Annotated in this window: 18 protein-coding genes and 4 tRNA genes; 9 read left to right on the forward strand and 13 right to left on the reverse strand. The window is 52.9% G+C overall.

The genetic code is table 11. The annotated features are described in order from the left end of the window. Positions 1 to 19 precede the first annotated feature (19 nt). Positions 20 to 274 carry a YheU family protein gene (locus tag V6U78_RS01930; RefSeq protein WP_405336637.1) on the forward strand — a complete coding sequence of 85 codons (255 nt, stop codon included), beginning with the start codon at positions 20 to 22 and terminating at the stop codon, positions 272 to 274. Beyond that, positions 271 to 1,563, forward strand: coding sequence for a valine--pyruvate transaminase (locus tag V6U78_RS01935; RefSeq protein ID WP_405336639.1), 1,293 nt, complete (start codon positions 271 to 273; stop codon positions 1,561 to 1,563). The genes V6U78_RS01930 and V6U78_RS01935 overlap by 4 nt, the downstream gene beginning before the upstream one ends. Here the strand turns inward: V6U78_RS01935 and V6U78_RS01940 are convergent. The 8 genes from V6U78_RS01940 to V6U78_RS01975 form a co-directional block, all read right to left on the reverse strand. Then, the gene (locus V6U78_RS01940) at positions 1,560 to 5,129 is read right to left on the reverse strand and encodes a translocation/assembly module TamB domain-containing protein (RefSeq protein WP_405336641.1); all 3,570 of its coding nucleotides are present in this window, start codon (positions 5,127 to 5,129) and stop codon (positions 1,560 to 1,562) included. The two genes, V6U78_RS01935 and V6U78_RS01940, sit on opposite strands and share 4 nt — an antisense overlap. Then, complete coding sequence (locus V6U78_RS01945; protein WP_405336643.1) at positions 5,126 to 6,901, reverse strand: autotransporter assembly complex protein TamA; 1,776 nt, start codon at positions 6,899 to 6,901, stop codon at positions 5,126 to 5,128. Before V6U78_RS01945 ends, V6U78_RS01940 begins: the two co-directional genes overlap by 4 nt. An 8-nt stretch (positions 6,902 to 6,909) precedes the next feature. After that, positions 6,910 to 7,158, reverse strand: a complete 249-nt coding sequence (locus V6U78_RS01950) for a YeaC family protein (RefSeq protein WP_405336645.1) — start codon at positions 7,156 to 7,158, stop codon at positions 6,910 to 6,912. Continuing rightward, positions 7,155 to 8,006, reverse strand: coding sequence for a rhomboid family intramembrane serine protease (locus tag V6U78_RS01955; protein WP_405336647.1), 852 nt, complete (start codon positions 8,004 to 8,006; stop codon positions 7,155 to 7,157). Before V6U78_RS01955 ends, V6U78_RS01950 begins: the two co-directional genes overlap by 4 nt. Positions 8,007 to 8,191: 185 nt before the next feature. Then, positions 8,192 to 9,202: a metallophosphoesterase gene (locus tag V6U78_RS01960; protein ID WP_405336649.1), complete on the reverse strand. Its 1,011-nt coding sequence runs from the start codon at positions 9,200 to 9,202 to the stop codon at positions 8,192 to 8,194. Positions 9,203 to 9,366: 164 nt separating this feature from the next. Continuing rightward, the gene (locus V6U78_RS01965; protein ID WP_405336651.1) at positions 9,367 to 10,257 is read right to left on the reverse strand and encodes an NAD(+) kinase; all 891 of its coding nucleotides are present in this window, start codon (positions 10,255 to 10,257) and stop codon (positions 9,367 to 9,369) included. Further along, positions 10,254 to 10,760: a porin family protein gene (locus tag V6U78_RS01970; protein WP_405336653.1), complete on the reverse strand. Its 507-nt coding sequence runs from the start codon at positions 10,758 to 10,760 to the stop codon at positions 10,254 to 10,256. The genes V6U78_RS01965 and V6U78_RS01970 overlap by 4 nt, the downstream gene beginning before the upstream one ends. A gap of 95 nt (positions 10,761 to 10,855) precedes the next feature. Next, positions 10,856 to 11,761 (reverse strand): DMT family transporter, encoded by a 906-nt coding sequence (locus tag V6U78_RS01975; RefSeq protein ID WP_405336655.1) that lies wholly within the window; start codon positions 11,759 to 11,761, stop codon positions 10,856 to 10,858. Between the two features lie 141 nt (positions 11,762 to 11,902). On the opposite strand from V6U78_RS01975, the gene V6U78_RS01980 reads away from it, so the two are divergent. Continuing rightward, positions 11,903 to 12,319: a CBS domain-containing protein gene (locus V6U78_RS01980; RefSeq protein ID WP_405336657.1), complete on the forward strand. Its 417-nt coding sequence runs from the start codon at positions 11,903 to 11,905 to the stop codon at positions 12,317 to 12,319. Between the two features lie 114 nt (positions 12,320 to 12,433). Then, positions 12,434 to 14,020: a glutamate--cysteine ligase gene (gene gshA / locus V6U78_RS01985; protein WP_405336659.1), complete on the forward strand. Its 1,587-nt coding sequence runs from the start codon at positions 12,434 to 12,436 to the stop codon at positions 14,018 to 14,020. Between the two features lie 144 nt (positions 14,021 to 14,164). Here the strand turns inward: gshA and V6U78_RS01990 are convergent, their stop codons facing one another. The 5 genes from V6U78_RS01990 to V6U78_RS02010 form a co-directional block, all read right to left on the reverse strand. Continuing rightward, positions 14,165 to 16,189 carry an FAD-dependent oxidoreductase gene (locus V6U78_RS01990; protein WP_405336661.1) on the reverse strand — a complete coding sequence of 675 codons (2,025 nt, stop codon included), beginning with the start codon at positions 16,187 to 16,189 and terminating at the stop codon, positions 14,165 to 14,167. Positions 16,190 to 16,593: 404 nt separating this feature from the next. Continuing rightward, positions 16,594 to 16,669 (reverse strand) — tRNA-Val (locus tag V6U78_RS01995). 11 nt (positions 16,670 to 16,680) lie between these two features. Then, positions 16,681 to 16,757 (reverse strand) — tRNA-Asp (locus V6U78_RS02000). Between the two features lie 28 nt (positions 16,758 to 16,785). After that, positions 16,786 to 16,862, reverse strand: a tRNA-Asp gene (locus tag V6U78_RS02005). A gap of 36 nt (positions 16,863 to 16,898) precedes the next feature. Beyond that, positions 16,899 to 16,974, reverse strand: a tRNA-Val gene (locus V6U78_RS02010). A 401-nt stretch (positions 16,975 to 17,375) separates the two neighbouring features. Here V6U78_RS02010 and ccoN point away from each other — a divergent pair. From ccoN to ccoG, 5 genes are all read left to right on the forward strand, one after another. Next, on the forward strand, positions 17,376 to 18,803 hold the full coding sequence (gene ccoN, locus V6U78_RS02015) for a cytochrome-c oxidase, cbb3-type subunit I (protein WP_405336663.1): 1,428 nt from the start codon (positions 17,376 to 17,378) through the stop codon (positions 18,801 to 18,803). 18 nt (positions 18,804 to 18,821) lie between these two features. Continuing rightward, complete coding sequence (ccoO, locus tag V6U78_RS02020; protein ID WP_405336665.1) at positions 18,822 to 19,430, forward strand: cytochrome-c oxidase, cbb3-type subunit II; 609 nt, start codon at positions 18,822 to 18,824, stop codon at positions 19,428 to 19,430. A gap of 4 nt (positions 19,431 to 19,434) precedes the next feature. Next, the gene (locus V6U78_RS02025) at positions 19,435 to 19,629 is read left to right on the forward strand and encodes a cbb3-type cytochrome oxidase subunit 3 (RefSeq protein ID WP_405336667.1); all 195 of its coding nucleotides are present in this window, start codon (positions 19,435 to 19,437) and stop codon (positions 19,627 to 19,629) included. Beyond that, positions 19,622 to 20,623 carry a cytochrome-c oxidase, cbb3-type subunit III gene (ccoP, locus tag V6U78_RS02030; RefSeq protein WP_405336669.1) on the forward strand — a complete coding sequence of 334 codons (1,002 nt, stop codon included), beginning with the start codon at positions 19,622 to 19,624 and terminating at the stop codon, positions 20,621 to 20,623. The genes V6U78_RS02025 and ccoP overlap by 8 nt, the downstream gene beginning before the upstream one ends. 231 nt (positions 20,624 to 20,854) lie before the next feature. After that, positions 20,855 to 22,309 carry a cytochrome c oxidase accessory protein CcoG gene (gene ccoG, locus V6U78_RS02035; protein WP_405336671.1) on the forward strand — a complete coding sequence of 485 codons (1,455 nt, stop codon included), beginning with the start codon at positions 20,855 to 20,857 and terminating at the stop codon, positions 22,307 to 22,309. The last annotated feature ends 21 nt before the right edge of the window (positions 22,310 to 22,330 follow it).

A 22,330-nucleotide genomic window follows, 5' to 3' on the forward strand; every position in this document is an offset into this window, starting at 1 on the left:
TGCGGCTGGAGATCATCCGATGCATCAGCGTTTTGTGGAAATTCCTTTTGGTCTTCTTGAGACAGCGACTCTGGATCAGCTGCTGGCGGCTTTTGTGACTCGTCAGGGTTATGATACGACGGCTTTGGAGCAGGTGGATCAATGGGTGGGCCAGCTCAAAGAGCAGCTAAAACGCGGTGAGTTGGTGATCATGCATGATATTGAAACTGAATCGACGGAGGTCATGACCTTGCAACAGGCCAAAAGCTTTGCACAGGGTCTGAAAGAAGAATGAAACTGACTGAATTTGCAACCCAGTTTTCTGCTCAAGCAGGCATCAACAGTTTAATGGAAGATCTGGGTAAGGCGATGGCCGGTGACCAGCCGATGATTATGATGGGGGGCGGTAATCCTGGCCACTTTGCGCCAGTTCAGGAGCGTTTGCGCGCTGAACTACAAGGCATTACTGAGCAGCCTGAGGCCTTTGCGCGTTTAATCGGTCAGTATGATGCCCCGCAAGGAGAAGCCCGCTTTATTGAGGCGCTGGTTGATCTACTCAATCGCACTTATCAATGGGATTTAACTCCCGCCCACATTGCACTGACGAATGGAAGTCAGGCCGCCTTTTTTATGCTATTTAATCTCTTGGCGGGCAAGACCCTTGAGGGTCAGCAGCGCCAGATTCTTTTTCCGCTCGCGCCAGAGTATTTAGGCTATGCCGATGCGGGTCTGGCACCCAATTTATTTCGTAGTGTGCGGCCGCAGATCGAGCAGCTGGATGCCCATACTTTTAAGTATCGTGTTGATTTTGATCGGTTGCAGCTTGATGAGTCAGTGGGTGCCCTGTGTGTATCGCGCCCCACTAATCCAACGGGTAATGTGTTGACCGATGATGAGATACATCAGCTGCATGCACTAGCGAAAACCTGGGATATCCCACTGATTATTGATGGTGCTTACGGCAGCCCCTTTCCTGAGCTGATTTATACTCAGGTTGAGCCCTTCTGGGATGAGCAGATTATTCTTTGTTTAAGCCTTTCTAAGCTAGGATTACCGGCTGCGCGTACAGGTATTGTGATTGCGCGTCCTGAATTAATTCGAGCGCTCAGTGGGGCAAACGCGATTTTAAATCTCGCGACTGGCAGTTTTGGCCCGCAATTGATAGAAGGGTTGGTGCGCTCTGGAGAGATTCTGACGCTGAGCCGCGAGCAGGTGAAGCCTTGGTATGAGGCTAAGATGCATCAGGCTGTTGCGGTGCTGAAAGACGCGATGGGCGAAGACTGCCCGTGGATGCTGCATCAACCTGAGGGCGCAATGTTCCTTTGGTTATGGTTCCCAGGCTTGCCGATCACCAGCCAAGAGCTGTATCTGCGTTTGAAAGCCCGTGGTGTGCTGGTGGTTTCTGGACATTATTTCTTTCCGGGTCTGCCGGATGAAAGCTGGCCGCATCGTCACGAGTGCTTGCGTGTGACCTACTCACAAGAGCCAGAACAGGTGGCCCAAGGCTTGCGGATTCTGGCTGAAGAGGTCAAGAAAGCTTATGCGCAGGCTCCTTCGGTTAGAGAGGGTGTTGCGCTGGCCTAGTAATCGATCCGCCAGAAGAAATCGAGTGAGCTCTCAATTGAGCTCACTGCTTCAACATAAAAACGGCGTGAAAACTCATAACGTACCGCAAAGCGCGAGATTTCTTCATAAATACCGACCCCATAGCTGACGCTGAGGCGGCTGTTCAAATAGCCGGAAGCCACCAGGCTGGCTTGGCTGCCATCGCCTTCAGTAGCCAGTTCAAACTCACGTATCCCCAAGGCATTGCCGAGACGTTCGGTGAGGCCAGAAGCACCACTTAAGCCTAAAGACAGCGCCGCTGTATTGAGCGCATTTTCATCGCGTTCAGTTTGTAGAGGTCGGCCCAGCACCAGATAGGCCAGCGCTTCTTCCGGTGCCAGTGCAGGTTCCGAGAAGATCTCCGTTTCGAGTTGGTCTATCCGTCCGGTGACACGCACTCCAGCGGTGATTTCGCCGACACTGCGGATGGCCTCGATATCGACAAAGGGCAGATCAGCCGGCCCTGTAAAGGTCAGCCGAGCGCGACGCAGTTGTAAATCCTGCCCAAAAGACTGGTAAACACCATCGACCAGACTCAGCTCGCCGCGCACCTGTTGATCCTGTGTCACTCTCAGGCGGCCACTGACTCCAGCTTCTAAGCCGAGTGCTTCCAAGAGCAGCTGATCCGGCCCCAAGCGCAGGTCTAAATCCATAGTGAAGGGGAAGCTGGCGCTTGGCGGAGGGGCCGCCGGGCCGATCACCCTGGCATCACTGGAGATCTTTTGCGCCTGCGCGGGGAGTCCACGCACCTCAATCAACCCCCGAGGGAGATGGATGTCACCGCTGAGGTGCGCGGCTGTGGCGTTGGCTTCAAGCTGCAGCTGGCTATGGGCGAAGACCTGTCCGTAGGGATCAAAGCGCAGCGCCAGATCCCTGCCTTCTAGGGTGAGTCGGGCCTCCCATTCCGGACGCCAGTTGATCTGGCCACTGAAGGTGCCTGTACCACTGGGTGAGGCGAGGTATTCACCTTCGAGCCAGGCTTGATCGCCATCCAGTGTCAGCTCCGCTTCGAGTTGACTGAGTGAGGCGGGCCAGAGGCGATCCTGCGCGCTCACCTGCTCAAGGTGCAGCTGGCCAAAGAGCTCAGGCTGCCTTAAAGGGCCACGAAAGTAGATGTCGCCTTCAAGTTGGCCGCTGAGCTCATCGATCTCGATAAAAGGTGCTAGGAGTTGCAGTTGTACATCTTGTAGGCTGAGGAGCGCATCCAGCTGTCGCTCGGTTGCGGCTGAGCGATCAATGCGGCTGTCGAGGCGTAGCTCACCTAGCTCTGGGCCTTGTAGCCAAAAGCGACTGGTGAAGGCATCATGCAGTAGATGCAGATCCAGATGCAGCTCTTGGTAGGCAAAGGTCAGCCATAAAGGGGTGGCATTGAGCGGGTCCTCGCTCAGAATCTGAAACTGGCTCGCCGGTGCATCCAAGGCCAAGCTCAAAGCCAAAAACTCATCCCAAGCGGCAACCAGATGGGCCTCCAGTTGTCCCTCCCAGCGAAAATCTTCTGGCCAGAGAAAAGCCCAGTCCTCCAACTGAATGGGGCTGCTCATATAGTGCAGCTGGGGGCCAGTTTGCCAGCCACCAGCAAAATGCAAACTCAGAGGCTGGTCTTCATAGGTCAGCGCCAAATGGAGCTGGTGTGCGCTGGGTTCACCTTCCAGTGCAAAACGCAAGGTCTCAAAACTCAGCGGTTGGCTCGACTGAGCTGCCTCTTGTTGTCGCAAACTGGCCAGATTCAGCTCCAGCATCAAGGGTAGAGTGGGGCGTCTGGCTTGCCAGACTTGATTCCAGGCCAATCCCTCTAGCTGCCAGTCTTGCCAGTGCAGCTGGTGGCTGGTCAGCGTCGTCTGAAACTCGGTTTCAGCCAGCCAAGCCAGCATTGTGCTCTGCTCTAGCGTTTGCCATGGAAAGAGCGGCCAAGCGGGAGCGTTGATCTGTCCCTCCAGTGTTAGATCCCCTTGCATCTCAAGCCAGGGCAGCTCCTCTAATCTGAGCCAATCGAGATCAAAGCTGGTGCGCCATTGGTGCTGATTGAAGCTGGCGCTGAGCAGTAAGGACTGATCTGCCTGTGCCAGCTGAATAAAATCGAGTGTTAGTTGATAGGCTTCAGGTTCCTCGGCTGACCAGAGCAAGTTTGCTCGACTCTCGAGTGACCAGTTTTGGCGACTGGCCCAAGAGCCAATGAGATCGGCCTGTGCGCTTAGCTGCTGATGCTGCCACTGGGCCTGTAAGTGCAGCCGATCATCGACCTTGGGTAAGCTATCCTGCAGCTGAGCGACCTGCTCAGGGGATAAAGGCGCAGCGGCGAGCCACTCGTTCACGGGTGAGGTCGCAAGTAGCTGGCTCAGCCCCAAGAGTTGGAGCTGGAGCTGAGTCTCTGGCCAGTGATCTTGACGCCAGGAAACCCAGTGACTCTGGCCTTGGAGTGCGATCCTTCCTGTCTCTGACCAGGACAGCGCGAGATCATCCAACCAGAGGGATTCCGTATCCAGCGTGAGCGCGAGCTGATGATGCAAGGGCAGCTGATCGATCAGCCATTGCCCTTGGCTATCGAGATGCCATCCTTGCCCTGCATGACCACGCAGGCTGAGTTGGAGCTGAGTCAGGGCGAATTCTTCAAGCGGAGCTTGTGGCCAGAAGTGGGTGATCCAAGGCGTGAGTTCGAGCTCTTGCGCCTGAAGCTCGAGTGCCATTGGCCAGTGTTGGCGTTGTAGATCAAGCTGGGCCCAGAGCTGAAGTTGTTGCTGCTGATCTTGGACATTCAGATGTAAAAAATCCAGTAGCGCGCCTTGAACCTCGAGTGTCCAAGCCCGCCCTTGGTAGCGGGTGGTCAGTGTAGCCTGCAATGGCCAGCGTTGCTGAGGCTGGAGTTCCCCTGTGAGTTCGATGGCAGAAAGATCCTTCGGCCATAGAGGGCTGCTCAGTTGAAGTTGGGCAAGATGAAGTTGATCTTGCTGCCAGCTGGCGCTGAGCTGGATTCCGTCGCTGAGCTGTGTCTGATTTAAGCTGAGTTGGTGGATCCGTAGATGATCTAACTGGATATTCAGCGGAAGGTGCAGGTCGCTGAGGTTCAGCGGAGCCAGCTGAGGTAGGCCAAATAAAGGCGCATCGCTGGCTGCTGGTGTGGGCGCTGGGTGATCTGGACGCGTGATCTCTAAGTGATGCATCTGGATAGACTGAAGGCAGGCGGTGCGCTGTAAGAGGCAGCTGAGATCCCACTCTATCTGCAGATCAGAGATATCCAGGGCCGACAAGGGCAACGCCAGATCCAAGGCACTGGCTTCCCATTGCAGTTGATCGACTTGCCAGCGATGTGCCAATTGGCCCTCAAAGCCGCGCAGCTCAACACCGGGGATCTGACGCAGAGCCCAGCTGCCGCCCGCTTCAGTGAAGAGTAGCCAGCTGGCCAACAGCAGCAGAACCAAGCTGGTGACACTGATACTGGCCGCAATTAAACGCACCACCCAACCCACGAGCAGGCGCAGTAGAAAGCTGGGTAACAGCCAGCTGCGTTGCAGACGATGCCGCCAGCGCATCCACGAAGCAGGACTCATAAATCCGGCCCCATAGAAAAGTGGATACGCCAGCCGCCTTGTTCATCATCCAATCCATAGGCGACATCCAGCTTGATCGGTCCGACGAGTGAAATCCAGCGCAGGCCAGTGCCCACACCCACCTTGGGTTCAAGCAGCTCATTCGGTGTGCGCGTGGCCTGGCCGGCATCCACATAGCCAGCCCAGCGCCAACGATCACTGAACTGATACTGGTACTCCAGCGTGGAGCTGATGAGATAGCGGCCCCCGACCAGCTCATCGCGACTATTGCGCGGTGCCAGGTCTTGATAGGCATAGCCGCGCACACTTTGATCACCACCGGCATAAAAGCGCAACGAAGCTGGGACGCGCTCAAAGTTGCTGGTGGCCAGACCACCCAGCTGGAGGCGGGCTAAAAAGCGATGCTGTAAGCGCCAGGTGGTCAACGCCTTGGCCGCCAGCTGAAGTTGGAGCAGATCGACATCAGAGAGGAGCGTCTCGCGGCTGCCAAGGAGATCCATTTGTAAGCGATAGCCTCTTTGTGGATCAAGAGGCCGATCACGTTGAACGCGTGCATAGCTGAGTCCAGGCAGGGTTAACCAGGTCGCATCTTCGGTTTCACCGACACGAAAGTCCTCGCGCTCACCACGCAGTGAAATAATGCGATCCCATTGATTGGCTTGACGATGATGCCAAGCCAAGCCCGCACCATAGCGTAGGCTTTCTTGCTCATCAAAGCTTTCTTGCGTGATGGAACTGGTCAGCCTGAGGCGATCTGTGGCTGGGCGGCCAAGGGGCTTTTGCCACCAGAGTTCGAGCCCTTGGCGGGGCTCTGAAACCTCCGTCTCAAAACCACGGCTAAAGCCTTGTTGGTTCATCCAATGCTGGGTCCACTGTGCCGTCACACGCGGCCCGATATCGGTGGAATAGCCCAGCCCCAGATTCAAGGTACGCGGAGCGCGCATCCGCAACTGGGCCTCAACACGCAATTGATGGGGTATGAGTTCATCTTCCTGGGTTTCAAGCAGCACTTCCTGAAAATAACCACTGGCGCGCAGATCACGGTTTAAATCGGCGAGCCATTGAATGTGATAAGGCGTGCCGGGAGCAAAGCGAACGAAGCGCTGTAAAAAATCATCACTCAGCTCACCCTCGTGTTGAAAGACCACTTCACCGAGTTGATAGCGGGGGCCAGGATCAAAATGCAGATGGACATCAGCGATCCCTTCTACGGGATCAATCAGAATTTCATGGCGAGTAAAACGATAGGAAAAATAACCCAGTTCTAACGCCTGATTACGCAGATTGCGCTTAGCTGCTTCATAGGCCTGATGGCTGAGGCGTTGTCCTGTCCTCAGTTGTTCAGGTTGCGGCAGGGTAATCAGTGTGTCGGTGGCATTCAGCAGCTGGAGATCGATCAGGCCAAAGCGCACTGGATCACCTGGTTGAATACGAATCAGTAGGCTAGCGGGGTTGCCTTCTTCGACGCTCAGTTCAAGTTCGGCCTGATAATAGCCGAGGGCCTCTAAGGCGGCTTGAGTTTGACGGCGTGCATAGTGCGCAAAGCGGCGCATCTCACGTGTATTGCGTGGGCTGACTTCGCCAAGGTAAGCCAGCACATTCTGTTCTATTTCTCGCTGAGGAGGCGTGATCTCAAGGCGCACCTGAGCGGTAAGGGGAAGACTGGTGAGCAGCCAACAGAGGAACAGCCCAAGGCGCAGGCTCAGGCACAGGCGCTTAGGCTGTTGAGCTGGTGAAATCAGGTGCTGTTTGGCTGCAACGCCGCAAGGCATGGGCAGGCCTAGTGCAGAATTTTAATACTGCTGACATCATCTGCGGCAGGCCGGTTTTTTTTCGGCGCGATATAGCCCACGCGTTCCGTTTCGGGCACCTGATTAACGACTTCATAGCGCAAAATGGCCTCCATGCTGATTTCACGCTGTTCAGCGGTCAGGGCTTGGCCATTCGGCCATTTGCCCAGCTCGACGCCACGTTTCAGCGCGAGATAGATTTCGGGGGACATCTTTTCAATCATTTCAGCAAAAGTCATGATGCATTCCTATGAAAACGCAGGGGAAGTAGAGCAAACAACAGGCCAGCGATCAGTCCACCGAGATGGGCTTCATTCGCCATATTCAGGCCAAAGCTTTGTGCCCAGGGCGTCATCCCGAGCAGCATCCAGCCAAGCATAAAAGCGACCAGTGCCGAGGGGATTTCCAGCCCTGAGTGTGGCAAACGGCGGCTGAGTAGCCAAGTGTACCCTAAATAGGCATAAATCACGCCGGAGAGGCCACCAAACTGGCTGGATTGATGCATCATAAACTGAGCTGTATTGGAGACCAGTGCGGCGATCACCACCAGCAGCACGAGCCTGAGGCTACCTTGGTGTCTTTCGATCGCCTCACCAAGGACCCACATCCACAACAGGTTAAAGACCAGATGCATCCAGCCAAAATGAATGAAGATCGGGCTGATCAAGCGCCACCACTGGCCGGATTCCAGTGTGGCGCTTAAGGGCAGACTAACGATTTGGCCCATCTGCACCCCCATCGGGGTATAGGAGACAGTGAGAAAAACAGCGGCTCCCCATAGGTATTGATAACTGAGCGTCACCAAGAGCGCGAAGCCCATCAGGGTCAGCGTGACCCAGCGCTGGGTGAACTCGGTCGCCCAAGCAGGAGGACGAGCTGAGGTGAAGGGAGGGCTAGCTGGCACACCCTGCTGCCAGTCTTGTATGACCTGCTGGGCCTGCACAAGATCCTGTGGCTTGAGCAGCCAAAAGTCATGCTCTGGGCGAGAAGGTGCAGCCAGAATCCGGTGCGCGATGCCTGCTCGCCAGAGGCGACGCGATAAGGGCATGGGGTCTTGATCAGCAGGCAGAGCAAAAATTTTAAGCATGGTGTTGATCCATTACTGATCTGAATCTAAGGCCTCATCTGGATGGATGACCCTCAGCCAAGGAGCTTAAGGTTAAACGATTGAGGCCACAAAAAAAAGGCGGCCAACAGGCCGCCGAATAGGGATCATCATGAGGAAACTACACTGACTTAGAAGGGTGTCATCTGTAAAAGTTTCATCAGGGTTTAAATATTTTTGATTTTTTCGGCTGTCATCTCTGCGCGCAGCTCATCTAAGGGCGGGAATTCATCACGCTGCACTTCAACCCAGACAAAGTGACGGGCATTGAGTTGTGCCTCGCCTTGATAACGATAAGCCACCAAGCGGCCATACTTCACGGCGCTGTAATCCAAACAAGCAAGATGCGGGCGAATCACGGCCGGAAAGCCTTGGCACCAGTAGTGACCAAAAAACAGCTTCTTCTGTGTGCTGTGGTAATGCACCAGATGCTGGCGATCTGCTGCGCTTAAAGGGCGACTTTCATATTGAGGATCAAGCCGATCAGGTTGAAAGAGCACATCGCCCCAGGTGTGAGGTTGATCGACCCAGAAGCTGGTCCGAAAGCGATCACGTACAAAGCCATCGCCACTTTTTTGTGTCATGCCATCAGGTAGTTTGAGCCAGGTGCCGCGTGTGGCGCGATCGACAATACGAAACTCCAGGTTGCCTGGCTGGGTGGATGCACGGAAAAAGTGCTCATCCATACAGCCTGATGGAAAGCGCGCGAAAAAGTCCGGCATGACTTCTGGGTCCCAGCAGGCATGGATAACCCGAAAGTCCTCTTCTTCAATCGCCAGAGGTTGTGTCATAAACCAGTCGAGAAATGCACGCCACTCTTGTGGATAAGCAGCAAACTGATCGAGGGTTTCTTGGATCACACGCTGGTGGCGTGGTGAGTGATCGCGCAAGGGCTGGCCTTGATCATCTTCAGTAAAGTAGGCCAGTGCGTTGTACTCATGGTTGCCCAGCACCATACGCGCTTGCCCTGCGTCAATCATGTCGTAGGCATCATGCAGGGCTTGGCGGATGCGGGGGCCACGATCCACCAGATCGCCGACAAAAATCACTTGTCGACCTTCAGGATGACGCCAGCAGCCTTGACGCTGTTGATATCCCATCAGACGCAAGAGCTGGCGCAGCGTGTTGCCACAACCGTGGATATCCCCGATCAAGTCATAACCCGGGTGGGGTGTCATGCTGGGCCTCTTCTGTTCTTTCTGCTCATCCATTGCTCTCTTCGGCTGGTCATCCACTCAGTGGGCAAGGCTGCCCTCATCTTGGGGCGGCGGCCTGATCATCGTTGGTGATTCGGCCATCGTGACTGGGTGGCTCGATGCCTATTGACTGGCGAGTGACCAAGTTAATAGTTGCTGGGTTGCGAGTTCCAGCCTAGCTTGCTGCGGCAAATATCATAAAAATCATGTCCAACGGGATGGATGAGTTTCAGCTTATGCGGCTTTTTACGAATATAAATCACATCACCAGGTTTGGTGACCAGATGGGTTTGACCATCGCAAGAAATATGCGGATAGGTGGTATTACTGGTGCTGACCAGAATTTTGATTTCGCTGCTGCCATCAACCACAATCGGGCGGCTGGAGAGGGTGTGGGGGAACATCGGCACCAGCACCAGTGCATCCAGCTTGGGATGCATAATCGGGCCACCACCAGAGAGGGCATAGGCGGTGGAGCCAGTTGGGGTAGAGACAATCAGGCCATCTGAACGCTGGTTGTAAACAAACTGTCCTTCAATATACAGATCAAACTCGATCATGCGCGCTGATTTACCCGGATGCAGCACGACATCATTCAGGCCATCTGCAGTACCGATGGGCTCACCTTCACGATAGATTTCGGCATCCAGCAAAAAGCGTCGTTCAGCTATGTACTGGCCATTCAGCACTTCTTCGACCTTTTCTTCGAGATCATCTGGGCTGATGTCGGTTAAAAAGCCCAAACGTCCACGGTTGACGCCGAGCACCGGCACGCCTGTTTTGGCCATCGCGCGTGCGGCCCCGAGCAGACTGCCATCGCCACCGACCACGATCACCAGATCACAGATTTCAGCCAGCATCTTGCGATTGGCTTCTTGGAATCCATGTCCAAGGATGACGGTCGCCGTCTGGTCTTCAACAATCACCTGATAGTGACGCTCAGAGAGAAAGTGCATCAGACGCTTCAATGTATCGACAACCCGTGTGCTGCCAAGGCGGCCAATCAAACCTATGTTTTTGAATCCGGTTTTTTTCATCTTAAACGGTAGCCCAGGCTGAGGGTAAAGGCATCCATGTCAACATCATCGGTCTCAAGGTAGCGCATATATTCAAGATCGATAAAAAACTGGCGTGTGATGTTCAGTTCAGCACCAACACCATAGCCAAATTCGAAATCAGAGCGGGTATTGTCTCCATCGCTTAGGGAGACTGAGGTCATGCCCACCTTGGCGTAGGGAGTGAAGTAGTTCAGCGGCAAGCCAAATTGAGCATAGAGGCCGAACAGACGATCCAGCGAGACGTCTTCATCCGAGCCACCAAAGGCGAGATGCGCTTCAACAGCGACAAAGCTGGTGAGCTGCTGGCCAAAACGGACTTTCAAGCCTTCAGCGCTGGCATCCGAGACCTCTTCACTCCAGCTATGCAGGCCACCACTAAAGTAAGCGTAGAGATCGTCGTATTGATCATAGTTGAGCGCGGAGCCCGTCGTAGGCAGAAGTAGTAGGCTGCACAGCGCACAGCGCAAAAGCCAAGATGGCATAAGAAAGCTCCTTGTCACTTGAAGCAGAAGTCAGCACACCTCTGCATGTTGAACGAAAAAGATTAAACAATCATCTCGTGAATTGCCAGTTTGGCCTAGCGAGTGTCGGCCTCAGTGGCAGGATCTTGAGTCAGGTTGGCCGTAGCGCGCGCCCAATAGTGATTCAGAAGCAGCGCTCCCAGCATCACCAGACAACCCAGGCCAAGGCGCAGTAGATCGACTTCTCGGTTCCAGATCAGCAGATTGACCAGTAAACCAGCAGGAATCAAGAGGTTGTTCATCACCGCCAGAGCGGCGGTATCCACCAGTGCAGCGCCCTTATTCCAGAGAAAGTAACCACAGCCTGAGGCCACCAAACCAAGCCAGAGCAGAATGCCCCATTCGATGGTTTGAGTGGGTAGGCGCGTGCTATCACCCAGCAGGAGCACACCGAACAAGGAGATCAATAAAGCACCCAAATAAAAATAACCGAAGGTATGGACGCCCGAGAAGAGATGCGCCTGCTCAGGTTCTTGCTGCACAAGAGACTTGTAGGCGATCTGCCCAAATGCAAAGCAGGCATTCGCTCCCTGAACGAGCAGAAAGCCGATGATAAATTCAGCGCTGATCTGGTTGTAGCGGATGATAGCCGCACCGAGTACCGCAATAGAGGCGACGATAAAGTAGCGGGGTGTAAAGCGCCGTTGGAGAGCATCATCCATCAGTGCGATATACAGGGGTGTAAAAATGGTGAACAGCAGGACTTCGGGTACGCTTAAAAAGCTGAAGGATTGATAAAGAAAGAGATACATCACCCCGAGCTGGATGGCGCCAATGGCCATTAGCTTGATTTGCCAGCCAAGTCGGACACCCTTCCAGCGCAGAAAAGGCAGAAAGAGCAGTGAGGCGAGCAAGGCGCGGGTGAAGACAGCAAAGTAGGCATCGACGGTGGCGGAAAGGTAGACACCGATCAAGCTAAAAGAGAAGGCCCAAAGAAAGGTAACAGCCCAGAGGTAGGTCATGCTAGGGTCCTGAGTAATGATCAATAGAGGGCCAGTATAAACAAAGCGTGCCCTTGAGTGGGCACTTGCCGTGTGGACTTGCTTTTATCTTCTGGCTTAGTAAAGATAAGTGTGAAGGACACATTCTAAGAGGAGAAGATGATGACCCAGCATATTCGTGTTAAAGATGTCATGTCGCGTGACTTGTTGCAGCTTCAAGCTGCGCTGTCAGTTGAAGAAGCCGTCGCCTTGTTGCAAGAGCATCAACTCCCCGGTTCGCCAGTCATCAACGAGCGCAAGGAGTTGGTCGGCTTTGTTTCTGAGCATGATCTTCTCTGTCAGCTGCTACAGGCCAGCTACTACAGCAGTACGCAACGTAGCTTGCTGGATGTGATGCGCACCGAGGTGCTGAGTGTTGGGCCAGAAGACAGTCTTGTGGATCTGGCGCAGCAGATGGCACGCATTGATCAGCCCAAGGTCTTTCCTGTCGTTGCACAGCAGAAGGTGGTGGGTTTGATTACTCGTAGCCATGTCCTAGGAGCGCTGTTGGCCAATCGCCAGCAACCCAGCCCGATGTGATCTCGTTCAGGTGAGTCGAATGCTTGTTGGGGCGGATGAAACTGGCTAAGATGCCGAGTCAATCAGGGTGGCTTTTCATCCTGTTGGCTCTTGTCTCTACAAAAGGCGCTATTTGTGACAGATCATCTCAACCAACAGCTCAAGTCTCTTGAAGACGCGACGCGTCAGGGTTTATTTCAATCTATTCGTCGAGGTTTAGAGAAGGAAACTCTACGGACAACGCCCCTTGGTGAGATCAGTCAACGCCCTCATCCCAAGGCGCTGGGATCCACCCTCACGCATCCGCATATCACAACGGATTATTCCGAGGCGCTGCTAGAATTTATTACGCCAGTCTGTAATAGCCGTGAAGCTACTCTTGATTTTTTGCTGGACCTCCACCGTTTTACGCTGATGCGTCTTGAGGAGCAAGAGCTGCTCTGGCCAGCCAGTATGCCTTGTCATCTACAAGGCAATGCCAGCGTGCCGATCGCGCATTATGGCTCTTCTCCAGTCGGTCGAATGAAGGAGGTCTATCGTCATGGTCTGGATTGGCGTTATGGCCGGATTATGCAGACCATTGCTGGGCTGCACTATAATGTCTCCTTTCCAGATGAACTTTGGCCGCTGCTGGCAGAACAGCAGGGCTTGGGTGCAGAAACCGCCGACGATGCTTGGCGCTCAGAGCAGTATTTTGGCCTGATACGTAACTTCCGCCGCCATTCCTGGCTATTGATTTATCTTTTTGGCGCGAGTCCGGTTTTGGATGACAGCTTTGTTGCGGCGCGTCAACCCGGCAACCTGGTTCCCTTGGCAGACCAAACCTTGGGCTATCCCTATGCCACCAGTTTGCGTATGTCTGATTTGGGTTATCAGAACAAGGTGCAATCTAGCCTGAAAATCTGCTTCAACTCGCTCGAAAACTATGTTGCCACCTTGCAGCAAGCCATTCGCACCCCTCATCCTGATTATGAAAAGATAGGTGTGCGGGTCGGTGATGAGTATCGTCAGCTGAACACTCATCTGCTGCAAATCGAGAATGAATACTATAGTGATATCCGCCCCAAGCGCGTGACACGTTCAGGCCAGAAACCGACTGAAGCCTTGCAAGAGAAGGGGGTGGAGTATATTGAGGTGCGCTGCCTGGATATCAATCCCTTCTTGCCTGGAGGGGTAGATCTGGTACAGATGTATTTCCTGGATGCCTTCTTGCTCTTTTGTTTACTAGAGCCGAGTCCGCCCTTGAGTGAAGCAGAGTGCGCCCAGATTGAAGCGAACCTTGCGAGGGTTGTGCATCATGGGCGAGACCCTGCTTGCCAGCTGACACAAGCTGGTGCTGAGGTGAGCTTGAGTGCAGCAGCTGCAGCGCTCTTAGATCGTCTGACGCCAGTCTGTGAGCTGCTCGATTTGGCGACACCTTTGGCCACACCTTTTAGTGCCGCTTTGGATCAGCAGAGGGCGAAGGTGGACAACCCAGAGCTGACCCCCTCTGCGCGCTTATTGGCCTTGACGCAGGAGTGCGGTGGTCATCTTGCAGCAGGTTTGGAGCTGGCGCGAGCGCAAAGAGAGATGCTGCTGACCCTCTCAGTGGATTCAGGGCGTGAGCAGCTTTTTGAGGGCTTAACGCGCAGCTCTTTGGATGAGCAGCAGCGTTTAGAAACCGAAGGCGATCAGGATTTTGCGGCTTATTTGCAGGCTTATTTTGCTCCCGCCTCTGTCTAAGAGAGTCTTTGGTCAACGTCATACGCGCAGCATGAGCAAGCGCAATAGTTGATCAAGGGTTTGCTCGCGCCATCTCTTGGGCCAAAAGGACAAAGAAAAACCCCGAAGCGTTGGCTGCGGGGTTTTTTGATGCAAGGGCTGAACCTAGAGTTGACTACCCAACTCGATGCCTTGCTGAATAGCTCGCTTGGCATCAAGCTCTGCTGCCAGTTCAGCACCACCAATCAGGTGCGCTGATCGACCCGCTGCAATCAGCTGATCATATAGCTGGCGCTGGCTTTCTTGTCCTGTACACAAGACGATATGATCGACTTCGAGGCAGGTTTCCTGATCGCCATAGCGCAGATGTAAACCCTGATCGTCAATCTTCAGGTATTCACAACCGGCCATCATCTTCACCTGATAAGCCTGTAATGAGGCGCGGTGAATCCAGCCTGTAGTTTTGCCCAGATTCTTGCCAGGCTTGCTGCTCTTGCGCTGTAGTAGGTAGATCTCACGTGCGGGTTGAGGAGGCTGGGGCTGACTTAACCCCCCAGCTTGGTTCACATTGAGATCAACCCCCCATTCTTGCATGAAGGCATCACTGTCCAGACTGACAGAAGGGTGATCTCCTTGTACCAGTAGCTCTGCTACATCAAAGCCGATGCCGCCAGCACCCAAGAGTGCAACCTTACGCCCAAGCTGCTGGGGTGCCTTAATGGCTTGTGCATAGGTTCGTACTTTAGCGTGATCTACGCCTGCAATCTCAGGAACACGCGGTGCAACGCCGGTAGCGATGACGACTTCATCAAAGTCCTGCAGTTGATCTACTTCGACGGGTGTATTCAGGCGCAGTTCAACGCCAGTTTCCGCCACGCGCTCGCTAAAATAGCGCAGTGTTTCTTTGAACTCTTCTTTGCCTGGAATCTGACTGGCGAGATTAAACTGGCCGCCGACTCGATCGCTGGCTTCAAAAAGTGTGACCTGATGACCGCGTGCAGCGGCTTCTGTTGCGCAGGATAAGCCAGCCATACCCGCACCAACAACGGCGACCCGCTTGGGCTCTTTGGCTGGTGTCTGGGTGATCAGCGTCTCGTGACAGGCTCGTGGATTGACCAGGCAGGAGGTGACCTGGCCGATAAAGACATGATCCAGACAGGCCTGGTTACAGGCAATACAGGTGTTGATACGCTGGGCGCTACCCTGCTGTGCCTTACTGACCCATTCGGGATCGGCAAGGAAGGGACGCGCCATAGAGATCATATCTGCATGGCCGTCAGCCAGAACGGCTTCAGCCGTCTCCGGCATATTGATGCGATTGGTGGTGATCAATGGGATCGACAGCTCAGCCTTCATTTTTTTGGTGACACGGGTAAAGGCGGCACGCGGTACACTGGTGGCAATCGTGGGTACGCGGGCTTCATGCCAGCCTATGCCGGTATTGATCAGGTTCGCTCCAGCGGCTTCAATAGCGCGACCCAGCGCGACCACTTCTTGCCAATCACTGCCATCTTCAACCAGATCGAGCATAGACAGGCGGAAGATCAGAATAAATTCTGGACCTGTTGCGGCACGGACACGACGTACGCATTCCACGGCAAAGCGAATGCGGTTTTCAAAGCTGCCGCCCCACTGGTCATCACGCTGGTTGGTGCGCTTGGCAATAAACTGATTGATCAGATAGCCTTCGCTGCCCATGATTTCTACACCATCATAGCCAGCCTGCTGGGCTAATTGAGCGCAACGTGCATAATCATTCAATTGCTGCTCGATGTCTTCTTCGCTCAGAGCGCGTGGTGTAAAGGGGTTGATAGGGGCTTGGAGGGCTGAAGGCGCGACTAGCTTAGGCGAATAGGCATAACGGCCTGTATGAAGTATCTGCATGCAGATTTTTCCACCAGCTTGGTGAACGGCTTCGGTGACGATCTTGTGCTCGCTCACTTCATGGTCGTTGGTGAGCTTAGCCGCGCCCTGAAAAACAACACCTTCTTCGTTAGGCGCAATGCCGCCTGTCACAATCAAGGCCACACCCGCTTGCGCACGAAGGGCGTAGAAGTGAGCCAGACGCTCAAAGCCACCTGGGCGCTCTTCCAGATTGGTGTGCATCGAACCCATCAAGACGCGGTTTTTGAGCTGGGTAAATCCAAGATCGAGGGGTTCAAATAGATGTGGATAGTGAGGACTGTTCACGGATTCTACTCCATCAAATTATTGTTATCGGATACCGCTTTGATCGATCAGGCGCGCTGATCAACAAGGCAAGCTGGATCTCTGATTGATCTGCTGAGTACAGCTTCTCAATCTGTCTCTCTTCTTGGTTGAACCCAAGAGGCGCAGTGGCCTGATTGATGCCGCTGTGCAGACGATTTGGCTAGTGTTGGGAAGTCGTCAAGATCTGTCAAGCGTTCGTTTGAATTTTGCTATTCAGGCTGAACCTGGAGTAGAGTCAGTTGGTCGTCTTGTATGAAGGGTTGTGAATAGAGACGAGATCAGCAGGTCGATAGCTGGATCGTGTGTTCAGTTGTCTGAGGGGGGGATTTCAGGCACAAAAAAAAAGCGCTCTGGGCGCTTGGTTTCTTGTTGGCTCTTTTAAATGGTGGGTGGTACAGGGCTCGAACCTGTGACCCCCAGCTTGTAAGGCTAGTGCTCTACCAACTGAGCTAACCACCCACGTTTTGAAATGGCGGACCGGACGGGGCTCGAACCCGCGACCTCCGGCGTGACAGGCCGGCATTCTAACCAACTGAACTACCGGTCCGCTTATTTCAAGAGCAATGAGTTTATCGTGGCGGACCGGACGGGGCTCGAACCCGCGACCTCCGGCGTGACAGGCCGGCATTCTAACCAACTGAACTACCGGTCCGCATAGATAAAACTCAACATCACCGTCATCTTTCGATGGTGGGTGGTACAGGGCTCGAACCTGTGACCCCCAGCTTGTAAGGCTAGTGCTCTACCAACTGAGCTAACCACCCCGGTCATGTGGCTGCGCATTCTACAGGCTTTTCAGGGGGTGTCAAATGTTTTTTTCAGCTTTTTGATTTTTTGTTTGCGCTGGCGATGAGCAGCGGATTTTGCCCAAGCAAAGTGGAACTTTTCAGCGTGCATTTTTTCTGATGGAAGGCTTATGTCAGATTAGCTAAATAAGAGGCTTAGGTAACCCATGATCTAGATCAAATTGCTGCAAGGATTCAGGCTCGAATCAACGCTTCTTATTGGCCTTTTGTTGGATATAGCGCAGACTTGGGTTCAGGTCATCCTCGCTCTGAGTTAGAATGACTTGGATCCATTGACTTGTATCATGGCTGGGAATTCCCAGCTCCAGGACACTTGGCGCTGGATTCTTCCAACTTAACTGCTGTAATGGGAACCTGACATGAGCACAGCAATTGAAACTTCAACTACCTATAACTACAAGGTCGTAAGGCAATTTGCCATTATGACTGTGGTCTGGGGGATCGTCGGCATGCTTGTTGGCGTGTTGATCGCGGCTCAGCTGGCATGGCCAGTACTGAACTTTGATCTACCTTGGACTAGCTTCGGCCGTTTGCGTCCGTTACACACCAATGCTGTTATTTTTGCTTTTGGTGGTTGTGCCCTTTTTGCCACTTCCTACTATGTGGTGCAACGTACCAGTCAGGCGCGTCTGATTTCAGATGGCTTAGCGGCGTTCACCTTCTGGGGATGGCAGCTGGTTATCGTTCTTGCAGCGATCACCCTTCCTTTAGGTCTGACTCAGGGTAAAGAGTATGCTGAGCTGATCTGGCCTATCGATATTTTGATTGCTGTTGTCTGGGTTTCCTATGCCTTTGTTTTCTTGGGAACCATCTACAAGCGCAAAACCTCGCATATCTATGTTGCTAACTGGTTTTTTGCCGCGTTTATTCTGACGGTTGCTGTCCTGCACATCGTGAATAGCATGGCGATTCCGGTCACTTGGACTCTGTCCTACTCCATCTACTCAGGTGCAACTGATGCGATGGTGCAGTGGTGGTATGGTCATAATGCGGTGGGCTTCTTCCTGACGGCTGGTTTCTTGGGCATGATGTACTACTTCGTCCCTAAGCAAGCTGAGCGTCCTGTTTATTCCTATCGTCTATCCATTGTTCACTTCTGGGCGCTGATCTGTGTTTACATGTGGGCGGGTCCTCACCACTTGCATTACACCGCTCTGCCTGATTGGGCGCAGTCTTTGGGTATGGTGATGTCTTTGATTCTGCTGGCACCTTCCTGGGGCGGTATGATCAACGGGATGATGACCCTGTCTGGCGCTTGGCACAAACTGCGTACAGATCCGATTCTGCGCTTTTTAGTGGTTTCTCTGTCCTTCTACGGTATGTCGACCTTCGAAGGTCCGATGATGTCGATTAAAACCGTTAACGCCCTGTCTCACTATACTGACTGGACTATCGGTCACGTCCACGCCGGTGCACTGGGCTGGGTTGCGATGATCACGATTGGTTCGATCTACCACCTGATTCCTAAAGTCTTTGCTAAGCGTGAAATGTACTCAACTGATCTGATCAACGTGCATTTCTGGCTCTCAACTGTCGGTACTGTGCTTTATATCGTCTCCATGTGGGTCAACGGTATTATGCAGGGTCTGATGTGGCGTGCAGTGAATGCTGACGGTACTTTGATGTACACCTTCGTGGAGTCAGTTGAAGCCAGCCACTTGGGTTATATCGTCCGTTGGTTGGGTGGTGTGCTCTGGCTCGTTGGTATGTTGCTGATGGCGTACAACGTCTACAAAACTGTTTCCAGCGACGCTTCTGAAAAGCAAGCTGTACCACAAGCTGCCTGAGCGAAGGAGTCCTAACGCATGAAGCATGAAATCGTAGAAAAAAACGTTGGTCTTCTGGCTGTATTGATCCTGGTGGTCATCAGCTTTGGTGGCTTGGCGGAAATTGTCCCGCTTTTTTTCCAAGATGAAACAACCCAGCCTGTAGAAGGCCTTGAGCCAGTCAATGCGCTGCAGTTGGAAGGTCGCGATATTTATATCCGTGAAGGTTGCTACAACTGCCACTCACAGATGATTCGCCCTTTCCGTGCAGAAACAGAGCGCTATGGCCACTACTCGGTCGCGGGTGAGTTTGTCTATGATCACCCCTTCCAGTGGGGCTCTAAGCGTACAGGTCCTGATCTGGCGCGTGTTGGCGGTCGCTATAGTGACGATTGGCACTATGCGCACATGTACAACCCACGTGATGTGGTGCCTGAATCCATTATGCCTGCCTATCCTTGGTTGAATTACCGTACTCTGGATGGTCGCCATACTGCGAGAAAAATGGAGCGCTTGAGAATGTTGGGCGTACCCTATACCGATGAAGATATCGCCGGGGCTGCGGACATGGTTCGCGGTAAAACTGAAATGGATGCTCTGGTTGCTTATCTGCAACAGTTGGGCACTGTCCTGAACGAAGCACGGTAAGGTTATGGATATTAATGTTTTTCGTGGAATTATGTCTGGGGTACTGATGTTTGCTTTTTTAGGCATTGTTTTCTGGGCTTATAGTAAGAGCCAGAAAAAGACCTTTGAAGAAGCAGCCAATTTACCCTTTGAAGACGAACACGAAGACAAGCCTGACCTGGGTACAAGCTCTTCACTGGAGAACAAAAAACATGACTGAAACAGCAGCCATGAGTACATTCTGGAGCCTGTGGATTACAGTAATCACCCTGGGTGTGATTGCTTTCTGCTGGTGGCTCCTTTATGCCAACCGCAAAACGGATAAGGCCCCCAATGCAAATGGGGAAGTAGAAACCACGGGCCACGCTGCCGATGGTATTGAGGAATATGACAATCCTCTGCCGCGCTGGTGGTTCATTATGTTCGTTGGGACCATTGTCTTTGGCTTGGCCTATCTGGCGCTTTACCCAGGTCTGGGCAACTACAAGGGTCTGTTGGGCTGGAGCGCTGTGCAACAGTACCAAGACGAGCGCATTATGGCAGAAGAGCGTCATGCGCCGATCTTCCAGCAGTTTGCCCAGCGCAGTGTTGAAGATCTGGCAAGCGACCCTGATGCTATGCGTGTCGCCAACCGCCTCTTCCAGAACAACTGTGCCGTTTGTCATGGTTCATCAGCACAGGGTGCCTATGGCTTCCCGAACCTGACCGATGGTAACTGGTTGTATGGTGGTAGCCCAGAAGTGATCCGTACCTCGATTATCCAGGGCCGTAATGGTTTGATGCCAGCATGGCTGAGCACCCTGGGTGAAGAAGGCGTAGATAACATGACACATTATGTGATGGGTCTTTCAGGCTTGGATCATGATGAGAGCAAGGCGCTGGTTGCTGCACCTCAGTACCAGGCGATCTGTTCTTCCTGTCATGGTGTCGAGGGTCGCGGCAGTGCCGCCATGGGCATTGATAGCATTGGTGCACCTAATCTGACTGTCAACACTTGGATTTATCAGATGCCGGGTCAATCTGTCTATGATTCAGTGGCCTTTACACTGCGTCATGGCCGGAATGGTTATATGCCTTCTCAGGCACGTTACCTCGACTTTGGTGTGCAGCTGCCTAGCAATCTGCGTTCGCTCTCACCTGAGCAAAAAGCAGAGTTGCTGCCAAAAGTCCATCTTGTCACGGCTTATATCTACTCATTAAATCGTGGCGAATAAGCTGCCTTGATGAACTGGTAGATAAACAGAGGAATGCGGCGTTGTGCCGCATTCCTTTTATTTTGAGCAGGCGTATGTTTGCTGTAACTTCTTAGATCACAATCTTCTTGAATAAAAAAGACATTTTTTGAGATGTTACACCAGACTGACTACCTGAAAATAAAATAAAAAGCCGTGTATCAACGGCTCGTGTAGTGAGTTCTCTAATCATGCTAGCTTGGTGAGAATCAAATGAGTGAGAAAATTCCAGCCCGTGATGTCACGCCAGTTGATGCTGGTAAAAAACGCCGTTCTCCTACCGAGGGCGGCCCTGGCGGACAGCTTTATGCCAGTCGCCGTCATATTTATGTTAAGCGTGTCACCGGTGTTTTTAACCGTTTTCGTAAAGTCTCCAGTTGGCTTCTCCTGCTGGCTTTCTTCTTTGGCTCTTTTGTACCCTATGGTGATCGTCAGGCGATATTGTTTGATCTCCCTAACCGCCAGTTCCATATCTTTGGTGCGACCTTCTTCCCGCATGATTTTATGCTTTTAGCCTGGCTATTGATTATCCTGGCCTTCTTGCTCTTTTTTGTGACTAACTTTGTCGGCCGCGTTTGGTGTGGCTATGCCTGTCCTCAGTTTGTCTGGACTTGGCTCTATATCTGGGTCGAAGATAAGGTTGAGGGCGCGCCGAATCAGCGTAAAAAACTCAATGAGCAGGCTATGAACGCCAATAAGTTCTGGCGTAAGTCGGCTAAGCATGGGCTCTGGCTATTGATCGCGTTGGCGACCGCGATAGCTTTTGTCGGTTACTTCTCGCCTATTCAAGATCTGCTATCGCGTCTTGTGCGTTTCGAGCTTGGCCCTTGGGAAACCTTCTGGCTGGGCTTCTTTACCTTTTTTACTTATCTTTTTGCGGGTTGGATGCGTGAGCAGGTGTGTATCTATATGTGCCCCTATGCTCGCTTTCAGTCGGTGATGTTTGATAAAGATACGCTGATCGTTTCTTATGATGCGGCACGTGGTGAGCCTCGTGGTAAGCGTAAAAAATCCGATAATCTTGCAGAAAAGGGTCTCGGCGCTTGTATCGACTGTGACTTGTGTGTGCAGGTCTGCCCAGTGGGGATCGATATACGCAATGGCTTGCAGTATGAGTGTGTGACCTGTGCGGCCTGTATTGATGCCTGTGATCAGGTCATGGACAAGATGAACTATCCACGTGGTTTGATTCGCTACACCACAGAAGAAGAGCTGGCAGGCAGAAAAACCAAGATTCTGCGTCCACGTTTGGTGGGCTATCTTGCTGTCCTTCTGGCGATGGTGGTGGCGTTTACCTTGGTACTGGGCCAGCGTGTACCTTTAGAACTTGAAGTCCTGCGTGATCGCAATCAGCTGATGCGCATCACCCCGCAGGGTCAGATAGAGAACAGTTACTTGATTCGGATCGCGAATATGGATCAGCAGCCACATACCTATGTGCTCAGTCTGCGTGATGCGCCGGAAGGTCTAGAGCTTTTGGCTGAAAGTGTTTACACTCTGGCCGCAGGTGAGGTGGTGCAGTTCCCGATTCGAATCCATGCGAATCCTGAGTTGGTCGAGTCACCCGCACCGGCTTTTGATATACAACTCCAACTCGAAGCTGAAGGTGCACCCCATATTCAGCGTACGCGTGAATCACGATTTATTATGAGGTCTCCTCGTTCATGACACAGTTAAACGCAATGAAAA

Source organism: Marinospirillum alkalitolerans, from assembly GCF_045055655.1.
GTDB lineage: Bacteria > Pseudomonadota > Gammaproteobacteria > Pseudomonadales > Halomonadaceae > Marinospirillum > Marinospirillum alkalitolerans.

Bases quoted from the DNA above. Each gene is read 5' to 3' on its own strand.
- V6U78_RS01930 (WP_405336637.1), top strand. From the start codon at position 20: ATGCATCAGCGTTTTGTGGAAATTCCTTTTGGTCTTCTTGAGACAGCG.
- V6U78_RS01935 (WP_405336639.1), top strand. From the start codon at position 271: ATGAAACTGACTGAATTTGCAACCCAGTTTTCTGCTCAAGCAGGCATC.
- V6U78_RS01940 (WP_405336641.1), bottom strand. From the start codon at position 5,129: ATGAGTCCTGCTTCGTGGATGCGCTGGCGGCATCGTCTGCAACGCAGC.
- V6U78_RS01945 (WP_405336643.1), bottom strand. From the start codon at position 6,901: ATGCCTTGCGGCGTTGCAGCCAAACAGCACCTGATTTCACCAGCTCAA.
- V6U78_RS01950 (WP_405336645.1), bottom strand. From the start codon at position 7,158: ATGACTTTTGCTGAAATGATTGAAAAGATGTCCCCCGAAATCTATCTC.
- V6U78_RS01955 (WP_405336647.1), bottom strand. From the start codon at position 8,006: ATGCTTAAAATTTTTGCTCTGCCTGCTGATCAAGACCCCATGCCCTTA.
- V6U78_RS01960 (WP_405336649.1), bottom strand. From the start codon at position 9,202: ATGACACCCCACCCGGGTTATGACTTGATCGGGGATATCCACGGTTGT.
- V6U78_RS01965 (WP_405336651.1), bottom strand. From the start codon at position 10,257: ATGAAAAAAACCGGATTCAAAAACATAGGTTTGATTGGCCGCCTTGGC.
- V6U78_RS01970 (WP_405336653.1), bottom strand. From the start codon at position 10,760: ATGCCATCTTGGCTTTTGCGCTGTGCGCTGTGCAGCCTACTACTTCTG.
- V6U78_RS01975 (WP_405336655.1), bottom strand. From the start codon at position 11,761: ATGACCTACCTCTGGGCTGTTACCTTTCTTTGGGCCTTCTCTTTTAGC.
- V6U78_RS01980 (WP_405336657.1), top strand. From the start codon at position 11,903: ATGACCCAGCATATTCGTGTTAAAGATGTCATGTCGCGTGACTTGTTG.
- ccoN (WP_405336663.1), top strand. From the start codon at position 17,376: ATGAGCACAGCAATTGAAACTTCAACTACCTATAACTACAAGGTCGTA.
- ccoO (WP_405336665.1), top strand. From the start codon at position 18,822: ATGAAGCATGAAATCGTAGAAAAAAACGTTGGTCTTCTGGCTGTATTG.
- V6U78_RS02025 (WP_405336667.1), top strand. From the start codon at position 19,435: ATGGATATTAATGTTTTTCGTGGAATTATGTCTGGGGTACTGATGTTT.
- ccoP (WP_405336669.1), top strand. From the start codon at position 19,622: ATGACTGAAACAGCAGCCATGAGTACATTCTGGAGCCTGTGGATTACA.
- ccoG (WP_405336671.1), top strand. From the start codon at position 20,855: ATGAGTGAGAAAATTCCAGCCCGTGATGTCACGCCAGTTGATGCTGGT.